Here is a 13,985-nt window from a genome sequence, read left to right as displayed (position 1 = left end):
TCTATGGATCCCAGTCTGTCAACCCCTTTCCGTTCTACCACCCTAATTAATTCGCGGTGATTTGGTGGTAGAACTCCATAATTTTAAGGAGTTGACCATGACAATTTTTAATCTCGTTTTCTCTGTTTTTTAACTATTTTATTGATTTAAAATTTGGTTTTTTACGCCTTATTTTTTTAAATTTACAAACTAATTTTATTTTAAAATTTTAATTATTTTATTTTCCTGTATTTATAGGAGGATTAACTTTTATTTAAAAAATTATTTTAAATCTCAAAGTCATTATATTTTTATTTTAGTTATACGCATAAATAATCATGAGAATAATATGAAAATTTATAAACCGCTTTTGGCTTTAAGTTTCATTCTAGGCAGCTACGGTGTTTCGATTTACGACCCAAAGACTCATCAGGAGTTTGAAAAAATTTGCCTGTCAGGTGGGCATAGCGAGTCGAGCTGTGACTGTATTTACCAGCGACTTGAGCAAGTCTACACCCCCAAGCTGATGCAAGGTCTAGAACATGTCAGTTTGCAAAGTCCTGTTCTCCCACAGGACTTTGCCCCTACTTTTTTCAGCGTCATGCAACGTTGTGACAAAAGTAGTCTGGGCTAAGCATTGGCTTAGCTCTTTATCTCTGTGTCGCAATGGTGTTGTACTTTAAATCAGCGCAAAAAATTAAAGTCTGTTGTGGCACAGAGGCCTAAGTTGTTTGATTTGCCGATCTAGCATTTTGAAAAATCAGATTAATTTTATAACCAATCCAGTTATGCTGTGCTTACATTCAACTTTTGAACATTTATTAGAATGAACTACACATGGGATGAATTTGAGCAAAGACTTATCACATATAGAGATGTAAGGATTGATCTGGCAAGAGTTTTAGATGCGTATGAGCTTCAAATAAAAGAACTTCTTCAACAAATTCAATTGTTAGCTTATGAAGAATCTTTACCTATATTTAATCAGTTATATGAAATACAAGATCATTTAGCTACTGCCAAGTTTCGCTATGACCTCGACCTAAATGAAGCTTTAGATATATTCGTTTATCATTTCGATAGAGATGACAAAGTGCTGATAAGCCAATATTGGTACCAAAAACTCAAGCAAAACAAAGATATTCTTTGGCCTTTGCCTCAAAATGAATAGTAGCTTGTACGTATTATCCTACAAACTTTTAAGGTTTTTGCGGATTGGCGACGCCCTTCTTTTTTCCTAATATGAAGTCATACAGGAACAGGATGTTCCGGAACATAAAACAACAATAATAGGTTCATGCATCAGGATCGTGAGATACGACAGGAGTCATATCTAGTACCCAAATACGAAAAAGCCCAACAGGATGTTGGGCTTTTTTTATATCTGAATATTTATGAGTTTTTCTTTAAGTCTTCAATATAAGTGGTTGTGCTGCCATCCCAGTAACAATGTATACAACACCCCTCTTTAAAAACATGCTCACAATTTGCATATCCATAAATTATAGAAGCACATTCAGGACACAACGAAGCCATGCTAGATTTACTTTTTAAATACTGGCTTTCGCATTCATCACATTTTTCACAACCACTCAGCATGAATATATCTCGATTTAAAACAATGCTATGAGAACATAATGATAAATTAAAAAGCAATCTTGTACGTTTTATCCTACAAACTTTTAGGGATTTTGCGGATTGGCGACTCCCTGCTTTTTTCCTAATATGAAGTCATACAGGAACAGGATGTTCCGGAACATAAAACAACAATAATACGTTCAAGCACCAGGAGCGTGAGATACGACAGGAGTCATATCTAATCACCAAATACAAGAAAGCCCGACAGGATGTCGGGCTTTTTTTATGCTTATTTAAAACTGATATTTATACTCACCTATAGCGGGGTATGCGCCTGTTCTTGTTTTTTATGGCGAATCCAACGTACCACCCAAATAACTGCAATCAGCACCACTATTGCCACAAGCGCAGGCACTAACATTGCTGAAACCGAAAGTAAGATTGCACCAATCCACTCACTTGTTGCGACTACAAAATTTCCTAAACCACCTGTGGTTGCAGTTGAAACACCGCGTGCAGCGACGGTACTCATTTGCACCACACCTGCCGTACCACCACCTACAATAATCGCTGCCGCCCAACTGGCAAACTGAGACATTTCTCCACTACTGACCGCCATTGTCGCTAATGTACCCGCAATCATAGCCGCAGGAGTTGCGACTGTGTCTAAGGCATTATCGACCCACGGAATATAGTAAGCCGCGACTTCACACATCGTTGCCACACCTAAAGCCAAACACACCGATGGCAGAGCTAACCACTCAAAACCTTTCGATGGCTCAAACCATCCCATCATGGTGGCAATGCTCATGACCAGTAGCGGCACAAACACCCGAAAACCGCAGGCAGCGCTCAGGCCCACACCAATACATAAACCCAATATTGTTTCCATAATGGTTTCCTTTTCATGCCCATCAGGGGTCTTGTTATATAAGTCTTATTTTTAAACTAACAAAAAGCCCCATCGGGTGACAGGGCTTTTTGTTAAATGCGAACGCAAATATTATTTCATTCTTAACGTTTAAATTGCGTGCAGTAGCATTTCGTGCAAGGTGGTAAAGGGTCTGTGTTAATTTCTAAAAACACTCTATGTCCGCACTGAGCACAGAAATAGAAGCCTGTTCCGGGTTTTTCGCCAGCTGTTACCATGATTACATTCCTATAATCGTATATATATTAAACAGGAATATAACCCAGTTAGAGTGAATGTCAATTGTCCATTTCGCCCGATGATGATGGCATAAATGCAAAAAATGTTATTTGTACGATTTATCTTACACAGATTTAGGGATTTAGCGGATTGGCGACACCCTGCTTTTTTTCTAATATGAACTCATACAGGAACAGGATGTTCCGGAACACAAAACAACAATAATAGGTTCATGCATCAGGATCGTGAGATACGACAGGAGTCATATCTAGCAACCAAATACGAAAAAGCCCGACAGGATGTCGGGCTTTTTTTATATTAACCATATTCATATAAATAATTTTTAAAGTAGCTCAATATACTTACAAAATAATAAAAATTTTAAGTAAAGGTTGATTTATTCAACCTAAAATACTAAATATTAACTATAACTAAGATCTAAAATTTCTGCGAAATTATATAATCTATATTATTTACCTAGAATTAAAGACATAATATCTACATCTTGTTTAGAATGATGATTTTTCAAAAGATCAGACTGATATTTTAAAAAATCAATTTGTTCAACAACACCTTCGAATAACTGAGACTTCTTTATTAATTGATATGCATAAGGATCAATTCTATTTAAATTTTCCAAGTCTATATCACCATTACATCTAATATAATCAATAAGTTCTTTTTCAAAATACTCTGCATCTTTATTAGTAGTAACTTTTTTATTCAAAGAATACTCTAGATAACTTTCATTATAGAGATCACGTATAAAACTAAAAAAGTAGTTATATTTTTCAACTCCACCAGCATCAAAGACAATCATTTCCTTATCAATATCATAATTATAATATACAGAAATAGATGAGTATACTTTTTGAAAAATCAATAACTCATAATTTTCATAACTATAAAGACTAGAAATATCCATGTTAATTTTATTGATTTTTTTAATAATCCATTCTTTCTCCAATAAAGATGGATTTATATCATAAACCATACTAATAACATTATCTTGTGAACTAATATTAAATACTTTTTCAAACAAATCATATTTATTAGCACTGATTATATTTACTAAAAATTGTGCAGAAAAATACTCCTGAAAAGACCTATGAGTAAAATTAAAACCTAAACCATCTCTTTGCAATATACATACAGAATCTAGCAAATCATTTAAAAAAAATTTAGAATTTGTAGTAACCCCAGAAATATTTATAGAATTATCAAGATATTTATTTATTTCATTTTCACTAAATGAATATGAGCGACCGCTATAACTTAATATACAAAATGCTTCTAAACAACGTTTAAAGTCATCTAAAGGAAGTTGAGAAAATGATTTTCTTTTATACATACTTTTTAATGAATCATGCTTATTAAATAAAGTTAAAAAAGCCTGCTCATAAAATAAATGTATTTTATTTGGTATTTCTGCAATTTGCTCATAGGTTAGAAGCATCATTGTTAATAACAATGGATTTGAAGCAAAACTAGAGTGGGATTCATATAATTTCTTATCCAACTCCCTTAAAAATGAATTCTTAACCTGTCTATCATAATCTAATTTATGCACTAAAGTTAAGGCCTTGTTTTTATCTAATTCAAGAATACCATATTGATAAAACTCCTCCCATGAAGAAAATCTACTATCAAAACGACTGGATAATAATATTTTTACACCGTGATAGTTATTCGACAAATACAATATTTCCTTCTCTATATTTTCTCTATCTTCACTATTTACTTCATCAAAACCATCTAAAATTACTAAAACCTTACCAAGCTTAAGAGCATAATCTAATTGTTCTTTTTTAAATGATGAACTTATAGCCGTCATTGAGTTCAATATAAAGTTATATATGGATTTATCAGAAGAATTATTAAGATGTCTTAACTCAATAAAAATAGGAAAAATGCCTACAGGTTGTTCTATTAATTCTATAAAAATACTTTTACAGAAAGTAGACTTTCCACAACCTGCGCTCCCCAAAATAATTAATCTTTTATTTTTCTTTATTTCATTAATAAACTTCTTTTCATCTACAATTTTTGAGTTAATTATTAAATCGGTTCTTACATAAAAATCTTTAATATTAACAGGGACTTCCCTATATAAGAGAGTTTTAGTCTTTGAATATCTTTCATAATTTCTTTCAAGATACTCAGAGAAACATAGATCAAAGGAAACTTGAATTCTATTATGAGCGTCTTTAGTAATTTTTTTTAAGCCATTATATATTGGTAAAGTAAATTGCTTAATTACTTCAGAAATAAGAACTTTAAGTAGTTCTGTTTGCATACTAATCTCAATATAAAAAACCCCATCATCAAGATAGGGTTCTTTTGAATAACTTTCAACCAGTTATAGACTAAATATTAAGCCACTTGGCCTTCTAAAAAGTCTTGCGCAAAACGCTGTAATACACCGCCCGCTTCATATACAGAAACTTCTTCTTCTGTATCTAAACGGCAAGTCACAGGCACTTCAACAATCTCTTCTTTACCATCCGCTGTGGCACGTTCAATCACTAAAGTTAAAGTCGAACGCGGCGCAATATTACCAATCACGCTATAAAGCTCTGTACCATCTAGTTTTAAAGTCTTGCGGTTTACACCCGGTTTAAACTCAAGTGGTAACACGCCCATACCCACCAAGTTAGTACGGTGAATACGCTCAAAACCTTCTGCCACAATCGCTTCAACACCTGCAAGGCGTACACCTTTTGCAGCCCAGTCACGGCTTGAACCCTGACCGTAGTCAGCACCCGCGATAATAATTAACGGCTGCTTACGGTTCATGTAGGTTTCAATCGCTTCCCACATACGCATCACTTCGCCTTCTGGCTCTACACGCGCTTTTGAACCTTGCTTAATGGTACCGTCTGAACGAACCACCATTTCGTTATAGAGTTTCGGGTTGGCAAATGTTGCACGTTGTGCAGTCAAATGGTCACCACGGTGCGTTGCGTATGAGTTGAAATCTTCTTCTGGTACGCCCATTTTGTGAAGATATTCACCCGCAGCCGAGTCCATCAAAATCGCGTTTGAAGGCGACAAGTGGTCGGTGGTGATGTTGTCACCCAAAATCGCAAGCGGACGCATGTTCGCTAAAGTACGTGGTGCAGCTAACGCCCCTTCCCAATATGGAGGACGGCGGATGTAAGTACTTTGTGGACGCCAGTCGTAAAGTGGACTCTTCGCTTGTTCAACTTCGCCTAAATCAAACATCGGAATGTAGACTTTACGGAACTGTTCAGGCTTCACAGCTTCTTTAACTAAGGCATCAATTTCAGCATCAGATGGCCAAATGTCTTTCAGGTAAATCGGGTTACCTTCTTTGTCATGACCTAACGCATCTTTTTCGATGTCAAAACGAATCGTACCTGCAATTGCATACGCCACAACAAGCGGTGGAGATGCTAGGAATGCTTGTTTTGCATATGGATGGATACGACCATCGAAGTTACGGTTACCAGAGAGTACTGCTGTTGCGTACAAGTCACGGTCAATAATTTCTTGTTGAATGACTGGATCTAACGCACCAGACATACCGTTACACGTTGTACAAGCATAAGCCACAATACCAAAACCAAGTTGCTCTAAGTCTTTTAGAACACCTGCTTCTTCAAGGTAAAGTGCAGCTGCTTTTGAACCTGGTGCAAATGAGGTTTTCACCCACGGTTTACGTGTTAGGCCAAGTTCATTTGCTTTACGTGCCAACAAGCCTGCCGCCACGGTGTTACGTGGGTTAGAAGTATTGGTACATGAAGTAATTGCAGCAATAATGATTGCGCCATCTGGCATTAAGCCGTCAGAACGGTTTTCAACTACACCTGCAATGCCTTTTTCTTTTAGATCGCTGGTTGAAACACGTGCATGCGGGTTTGATGGACCAGCAATGTTACGTGTAACTGTCGATAGGTCAAAACGAAGTACACGTGGGTACTCTGCTTTGGTCATATCAGATGCCCAAAGGCCGATTTCTTTTGCGTACTGTTCAACCAATGCCACTTGAGCATCTTCACGGCCTGTGAGGCGTAAGTAGTCGATTGTGTTTTGGTCGATGTAGAACATTGCAGCCGTAGCGCCATATTCTGGTGTCATGTTCGAAATGGTTGCACGGTCGCCCACAGACATGCTGTCAGCACCTTCACCAAAGAACTCAAGGTAAGCACCGACTACGCGCTCTTTACGCAAGAACTCAGTTAAAGCAAGTACGATATCTGTTGCAGTAATGCCTGCTTGACGCTGACCTACAAACTCAACACCAATAATGTCTGGCAGACGCATCCAAGATGCACGGCCTAACATTACGTTTTCAGCTTCTAAGCCACCGACACCCACAGAAATTACGCCCAAAGCGTCTGTATGTGGTGTGTGTGAGTCTGTACCGACACATGTGTCTGGGAATGCTACACCATCACGCGCCTGAATCACTGGAGACATTTTCTCTAGGTTAATCTGGTGCATAATGCCGTTCCCCGCAGGGATCACATCGACATTTTTAAATGCTGTTTTAGTCCACTCAATAAAGTGGAAACGGTCTTCATTACGACGGTCTTCAACAGCACGGTTTTTTGCAAAAGCGTCTGGGTCAGCGCCACCGTATTCCACTGCTAAAGAGTGATCGACAATCAGCTGAGTCGGCACAACTGGGTTAACTTTAGATGGGTCGCCACCTTTGTCAGCAATCGCATCACGCAAACCTGCAAGGTCAACCAATGCAGTTTGACCCAAAATGTCATGACACACCACGCGCGCAGGATACCAAGGAAAGTCCAAGTCCTGACGGCGCTCAATCAGCTGCGTTAAATAGGCAGTTAAGTTCTCGGCATCGGCACGGCGTACCAATTGCTCTGCGAGTACTTTAGAGGTGTAAGGCAGTTTTTCGTATGCGCCTGGCTGAATATCTTCAACGGCTTGACGCACGTCGTAATATTCAAGCTGGGTGCCTGCCAGCGGTTTACGGTATTTTGTGTTCATTAACCACGCTCCGCCAATGGTTTGAATTTGAGGTTTTCAGGGCCTGTGTAGTTCGCGCTTGGACGAATGATTTTGCCGTCTTGGCGTTGTTCAATCACGTGCGCTGACCAACCTGCTGTACGTGCGATCACGAACAATGGTGTGAACATAGCAGTTGGAACACCCATTAAGTGATAGCTCACCGCACTAAACCAATCGAGGTTCGGGAACATGTTTTTCACTTCTTTCATCACTGCTTCTAAACGCTCAGCGATGAGGTACATTTTGGTGTTCTCTTGTGCTTGTGCCAAGTCATGCGCAACTTTCTTGATGACTTCGTTACGTGGGTCAGAAACTGTATATACAGGGTGACCAAAACCAATCACAACTTCTTTATTTTCAACACGTTTACGGATGTCAGCTTCTGCTTCGTCTGCGTTGTCGTAACGTTGTTGAATCACGAATGCAACTTCGTTCGCACCACCGTGCTTAGGTCCACGAAGTGCACCAATACCGCCCGTAATTGCCGAGTACATGTCTGAACCTGTACCTGCAACCACACGTGAAGTAAATGTAGATGCGTTGAACTCGTGCTCAGCATACAAAATAAGAGATGTATGCATCGCTTGAATCCATTCTTCAGATGGTTTTTCGCCATGAAGTAAGTGTAAAAAATGCGCTGCAATTGAGTCGTCATCTGTTTCAACTTCAATACGACGACCGTTGTTGCTGAAGTGGTACCAATAAAGCAACATTGAGCCTAGGCTTGCCATTAATTTATCAGCAATATCTTTTGCGCCCGCTTCGTTATGGTCTTCGTGTTCTGGTGTTAAACAACCTAGAACTGATACACCTGTACGCATCACGTCCATTGGGTGTGCAGATGGAGGAAGTTGTTCAAGAGCAGTTTTAAGTGCTGCTGGTAAGCCACGAAGTGCTTTTAATTTTGCTTTATACGCTTTGAGTTCAGCTTTGTTTGGTAATTTGCCATGTACGAGCAAGTGAGCAACTTCTTCAAACTGGCTACCCGCTGCAAGGTCAAGAATGTCATAGCCACGATAGTGCAAGTCGTTACCGCTACGTCCTACGGTACAAAGTGCTGTGTTGCCTGCAACTTGTCCACTAAGTGCAACTGATTTTTTTGGTTTGAAGCCTGTTGTTGTTTCATTTGAGCTCATAAGATTTTCCTTTCCTATCTATTTAAATTATTTGGGAAACACGGCATATGTACCGTGTTTTACTTCTTATTTCTTTTTAGCAAATGCGTTGTCCAAGTAGTCTTCAAACGCATAGTAGTTAATGCGTTCATATAACTCTTTACGCGTTTGCATAATATCAACCACGTTCTTTTGCGTACCTTCTTTACGTAAGGTTTCATACACAGTTTCGGCTGCTTTGTTCATGGCACGGAAAGCAGAAAGCGGATAAAGCGCAAGGCTTACATCGGCAGATGCCAATTCTTCAGTAGTAAATAGTGGCGTAGAACCAAACTCTGTGATGTTTGCCAAAATCGGTGCACCAGTCTTCTGAGCAAATTGCTTGTACATATCAAGCTCGGTAATTGCTTCAGGGAACAACATGTCTGCACCCGCTTCAATGTAGGCACCCGCACGGTCAATTGCAGCTTGTAAGCCATCTACTGCCAATGCATCGGTACGTGCCATAATCACGAAGCTGTCATCACCACGCGCATCGACCGCTGCTTTAATACGGTCAACCATTTCTTCTTGAGTCACAATGGCTTTGTTCGGACGGTGTCCACAACGTTTTGCGCCCACTTGGTCTTCAATGTGCATTGCCGCAGCACCAAACTTGATCAGTGCTTTTGTAGTACGGGCAATGTTAAATGCAGAAGCACCAAAACCTGTGTCGGCATCGACCAATAATGGAAGATCACATACATCGGTAATACGGCGTACGTCTGTCAACACATCATCAAGGTTACTAATTCCCAAATCAGGTAAGCCTAAAGAACCAGCGGCTACACCACCACCTGATAAGTAAATCGCTTTATAACCTGCACGTTTTGCCAAAAGTGCATGATTGGCGTTAATGGTTCCAACCACTTGTAATGGCTTTTCTTGGGCTACTGCATCGCGAAATAGCTGACCTGCGGATTGTTTAGCCATTGTTATGTTCTCCTTGTGCTTGTAGCAGTGTTTGCTCAATAATTTTGTAAGAAGCATTGATATGTCGATGCATGAGCAGCTCGGCAAGTTCACCATCGCCTTCTGCAATTGCATCTAAAATACGGATATGTTCGTCCCAAGCTTTGCTCGGTCGATCGGGTGTGTTCGAAAACTGAATTCGGTACATACGGATGAGGTGATAAAGCTCATCACATAGCATTTTTTCTAGGGTTTTATTGCCACTACTTTTGATAATGCAGTAGTGAAAATCGTCCTGCCCTTCTTGCAAGTAATATCCTTTACCTGCTTTAAAGTTTTCATCTTCGGCATGCATACGCAAAACATCACGTAATGCCAAAATCTGCTTTTTATCAATATGCTGAGCAGCAAGTTTGCAAGCCAAACCTTCTAAAGACGCACGAATCTGGTAAAGCTCTTTAAACTGTTGCAGTGAGAGCGAAACCACGCGCGCGCCCACATGTGCAGTACGCTCAACCAAACGTTGCCCTTCAAGGCGATGAATCGCTTCACGCAAAGGCCCACGGCTAATGCCATAAGTCCGTGCCAGTTCAGGCTCAGAAATTTTGCTACCTGCTGGAATTTGACCCAAAACAATCGCCGTCTGTATTTGTTTAAATACATTCTCGGTCAGTGTTCTTCCCTGACTTTGTAATGGCTCTGGTGCGAAGGTCAAATCTTGCATATTGTCGACAATTTTTAATCAATTATGGCTTTTATAGCGGTATGAATGAAAAAAATCAAGGTGATTGTTGACACTTTATAGAACGCATCAGGTCAATTTTTATCGTTTGACTTGTCATTTCACCTTATATTTAAACCATTAAACCAACTGCAATTTAATATATATAAAACAATGATTTAGCTTAAATTTATCTATAGTTTTATGACTCTTTCTTAGTTACTTTTTAGTCATTAAACTTTTGTTTCAAACTTTAGTCTACAACCAATGTATTACAGCAAGATTGTAGACAATCTGCTTGAATGAAAGCATGAGTTATAAATTAGTATCTATTTACCGTAATTTCTTTTAAAACTTTTTATTATTTTCAGCCAGAAAATATCGATATTAGTGAAATTATCAGGTGCTTCACGGTAGCTTTATTGATACATTATTGAACATCGACATAGTTGTGGCGTATTTTTCGAGACAGAAAAAACCCAGCACTATGCATATTGTTGAATGAAAGGACTTTTTTGATGTTTCAACATATCCCCCCATACGCAGGCGATCCAATTCTCTCTTTAATGGAACAGTTCAATGCTGATACTCGTTCTGAAAAAGTAAACTTGAGTATTGGTCTTTATTATAACGAAGACAGTATTGTTCCTCAGTTAGAGACCATTATTGAAGCGCAAAAGCGTATCGAGCCTAAAAACGGTAAAACCAAACTTTATTTGCCAATGGAAGGCTTCAAACCTTACCGTGAAGCAATTCAAGCACTTTTATTTGGTGCAAACAGCCCAGCAGTTAAAGCTGGCCGTGCTGTAACCATCCAAACACTTGGTGGTTCAGGTGCATTGAAAGTTGGTGCGGATTTCTTAAAAACTTATTTCCCAAATTCTGACGTTTGGGTAAGCCAACCAACTTGGGACAACCACGTTGCGATTTTCAATGGTGCTGGTATCAAAACTCATTTCTACCCATATTTCGACAACGAAACACGTGGTGTAGATTTTGACGGTATGCTTTCTACACTTAAAACTTTGCCTGAGCAAAGCATTGTGTTGTTGCACCCATGCTGCCACAACCCAACGGGTGCTGACTTAAACCCAGCACAGTGGGATCAAGTGATTGCAGTATTAAAAGACCGTAACCTTATTCCATTCCTAGACATCGCTTACCAAGGTTTTGGTGACGGTATGGAAGAAGATGCGTATGCAATCCGTGCTTTAGACCAAGCGGGTCTAAACTTCATTGTGAGCAACTCGTTCTCTAAAATCTTCTCTTTATATGGCGAGCGCGTTGGCGGCTTAACTTTCGTATGTGACGATGCAGAAGCTGCTCAGTGCACATTCGGTCAGTTAAAAGCGACTGTACGTCGTATTTACTCTAGCCCTCCTACAACAGGTGCTTGGTTAGTTGATGAAGTGTTAAATGACGCTGAACTTAACCAACAATGGCAAGGTGAAGTGAAAGAGATGCGTGAGCGTATTATTAAAATGCGTAGCATCTTGAAAGACGAACTCACTAAAGCATTACCAGACCGTGACTTTAGCTACCTTGTAAACCAAAAAGGTATGTTCAGTTACACAGGTTTAACTGCTGAACAAGTGGATATCTTGCGTGAAGAATATGCAATCTACTTAGTACGTAGTGGTCGTATTTGTGTTGCTGGTTTAAACATGAACAATGTTTATACTGTTGCTAAAGCAGTTGCAGAAGTGCTTGCTAAATCAACAGAAGCGGCATAATACATCTATTAAAAAAAGGCGCTTTGGCGCCTTTTTTTATGTCTCGATATTAAGATTTAGCTTTGCCCCAATATTTCAGTTTTGAGGTATGACCAATACCCACATTAAAACTGTTGCTTGGATCGAGTTTTTGATAGAAATTTGCTAAGGCAGGCTTGGCAATGTAGAGATGCCCGACATTATGCTCTGCTGGATATTCAGCACGGCGTGCATCGAGCAACTTCCACATTTGATGTTCCACTTCTAAAGGGTCATGGCCCTTTTTCAGAATATAATCTTGATGGAAAACATGACAAAAGAAATGCCCATAATAGAGTTTATGGATGATTTTATTTTCCATCTCGGCTGGTAGTTGCTCTACCCACTCGCGGTCATTACGACGTAACGCAATATCAAGCGCCACAATATCTTCAACTTCACTACGGTGTGTATCACGATAACGAATTGCAGCCCCTGCAATCGCAAAACGGTGTAAGAATGCCTTTCGTCCTTCTTCTTCGCTACATACGAAATAGTGACCTGACTGATGCACTGCAAAATATTCTTTTAGAAACTGCTCGGTCTGAGCTTTTGAATTATTTTCAACACGTAGCACTAAATGATGCTCGTAACGGTCTCGATATTCGGTCATACGCTTAGGCAAATGACTCGGTAAAAAGAAGGTAATCGCCTGTAAAATATGATCTGTTAAGCCTTTAATTTTAAATCGTTCTAAGAAACCATCGATTTTATCTTTCATCGCAAAAGCTTTGGGAACATTGGCTGTGCCAAATTTTTCAATAAATAAGAACGTATCTTTTCCGTACTTTTCACCAATTAAGTAGGCATCTCGGTGAATATATTCGCCAGCGATTGGTAGGCTTGGCAGTGAGGTCAGTAAGTAACGGCGAATCGCTGTTAAATCATCGGCATCATTCGTACCGATATAAAAGACATTACTCTCTACTTTTTCATAAGTATCAAGGCGTACAGCAAACACACAGACTTTACCTGCCGAACCCGATGCTTCAAACAAACGTGACGGATCTGCATTAAAACGAGCAGGCGTATCTTCATCAACTTGAGTCACATCGTGTGCATAGCGATGGTCCGATGCCTGCTTTTCATTGTCATCTAAAATATCTACGGCTTGATATTTCTGCTTCTCTAAACGAGTCAAAATTTCTTCAGGAGTCGAACCTAAATTTACGCCTAAATGGTTCACCAGTTCTAATTGACCAGCAGCATTCACCTGAGCATATAACGCCAGTTCAGTATACGCAGGACCGCGGCGTACCAAGGCACCGCCCGAGTTATTACACACACCGCCGAGTACCGATGCACCAATACAAGATGAACCAATTACTGAATGTGGCTCGCGATCATAGCCTTTTAAAATTTGCTCTAAATTATCTAAGGTCGCACCCGGTAAACAAATCACTTGCTTACCGTCATGAATGACTTGAATGCCCTTTAATCTACGCGTACTCATGACTAAAACAGGACGGTCATAGTCATCACCATATGGGGTTGAACCACCAGTGAGTCCCGTATTTGCCGCCTGCATAATCACAATACAGTCTGCCTCAATTGCAGCTTGGAGCACCTGCCATTGCTCTAGTAATGTGCCCGGTACCACCACAGCAAGCACTTTCCCCTCACCAAAACGACGACCTTGGCGGTATTGACGTGTGCTTTGATCATCGGTCAAAACATGCGAACGCCCTACAATATTTTGTAAGCGTTCGATCACTGCTTGAGGGGAAAATGTTTGCATG

At 39.6% G+C, this 13,985-nt stretch carries 11 protein-coding genes and 1 pseudogene; 4 read left to right on the top strand and 8 right to left on the bottom strand.

Annotated features, from left to right (window positions below):
- Nucleotides 1-328 precede the first annotated feature (328 nt).
- Both B554_RS0110025 and B554_RS0110020 read left to right on the top strand, forming a co-directional pair.
- Nucleotides 329-613, top strand: a complete 285-nt coding sequence (locus B554_RS0110025) for a hypothetical protein (protein ID WP_025465182.1) — start codon at nt 329-331, stop codon at nt 611-613.
- Between the two features lie 192 nt (nt 614-805).
- The gene (locus tag B554_RS0110020; protein WP_019457946.1) at nt 806-1,150 is read left to right on the top strand and encodes a hypothetical protein; all 345 of its coding nucleotides are present in this window, start codon (nt 806-808) and stop codon (nt 1,148-1,150) included.
- Nucleotides 1,151-1,873: 723 nt separating this feature from the next.
- On the opposite strand, the gene B554_RS0110015 is transcribed toward B554_RS0110020, so the two are convergent.
- From B554_RS0110015 to B554_RS0109990, 7 genes are all read right to left on the bottom strand, one after another.
- The gene (locus B554_RS0110015) at nt 1,874-2,449 is read right to left on the bottom strand and encodes a DUF4126 domain-containing protein (RefSeq protein ID WP_019457945.1); all 576 of its coding nucleotides are present in this window, start codon (nt 2,447-2,449) and stop codon (nt 1,874-1,876) included.
- A gap of 122 nt (nt 2,450-2,571) precedes the next feature.
- Entirely contained in the window at nt 2,572-2,706 is a 135-nt protein-coding gene (locus tag B554_RS19005) for a zinc ribbon-containing protein (RefSeq protein WP_001983336.1), read from the bottom strand.
- 470 nt (nt 2,707-3,176) lie between these two features.
- Nucleotides 3,177-5,003, bottom strand: coding sequence for an NACHT domain-containing protein (locus B554_RS0110010; RefSeq protein ID WP_019457944.1), 1,827 nt, complete (start codon nt 5,001-5,003; stop codon nt 3,177-3,179).
- A 77-nt stretch (nt 5,004-5,080) separates the two neighbouring features.
- Entirely contained in the window at nt 5,081-7,687 is a 2,607-nt protein-coding gene (gene acnD, locus B554_RS0110005) for a Fe/S-dependent 2-methylisocitrate dehydratase AcnD (protein WP_019457943.1), read from the bottom strand.
- Nucleotides 7,687-8,844: a 2-methylcitrate synthase gene (gene prpC / locus B554_RS0110000; RefSeq protein WP_002050577.1), complete on the bottom strand. Its 1,158-nt coding sequence runs from the start codon at nt 8,842-8,844 to the stop codon at nt 7,687-7,689. The genes acnD and prpC overlap by 1 nt, the downstream gene beginning before the upstream one ends.
- Before the next feature lie 66 nt (nt 8,845-8,910).
- The gene (prpB, locus tag B554_RS0109995; RefSeq protein WP_004706036.1) at nt 8,911-9,795 is read right to left on the bottom strand and encodes a methylisocitrate lyase; all 885 of its coding nucleotides are present in this window, start codon (nt 9,793-9,795) and stop codon (nt 8,911-8,913) included.
- A complete protein-coding gene (locus B554_RS0109990; protein WP_001153627.1) occupies nt 9,788-10,498 on the bottom strand; it encodes a GntR family transcriptional regulator in 711 nt (236 codons plus the stop codon). Before B554_RS0109990 ends, prpB begins: the two co-directional genes overlap by 8 nt.
- A gap of 45 nt (nt 10,499-10,543) precedes the next feature.
- On the opposite strand from B554_RS0109990, the pseudogene B554_RS18625 reads away from it, so the two are divergent.
- Nucleotides 10,544-10,678, top strand: a pseudogene (locus B554_RS18625) (hypothetical protein).
- A 335-nt stretch (nt 10,679-11,013) separates the two neighbouring features.
- Nucleotides 11,014-12,228 carry an aromatic amino acid transaminase gene (locus tag B554_RS0109985; protein ID WP_003655711.1) on the top strand — a complete coding sequence of 405 codons (1,215 nt, stop codon included), beginning with the start codon at nt 11,014-11,016 and terminating at the stop codon, nt 12,226-12,228.
- 49 nt (nt 12,229-12,277) lie between these two features.
- On the opposite strand, the gene dld is transcribed toward B554_RS0109985, so the two are convergent.
- The gene (gene dld / locus B554_RS0109980; protein ID WP_019457942.1) at nt 12,278-13,984 is read right to left on the bottom strand and encodes a D-lactate dehydrogenase; all 1,707 of its coding nucleotides are present in this window, start codon (nt 13,982-13,984) and stop codon (nt 12,278-12,280) included.
- Between the last annotated feature and the right edge of the window lies 1 nt (nt 13,985).

This window comes from Acinetobacter sp. GG2 (genome assembly GCF_000292385.1).
GTDB classification, from domain to species: Bacteria; Pseudomonadota; Gammaproteobacteria; order Pseudomonadales; family Moraxellaceae; genus Acinetobacter; species Acinetobacter seifertii.
The sequence above is the reverse complement of the archived record's forward strand: the minus strand, read 5'-3'. Positions and strand labels throughout refer to the sequence as shown.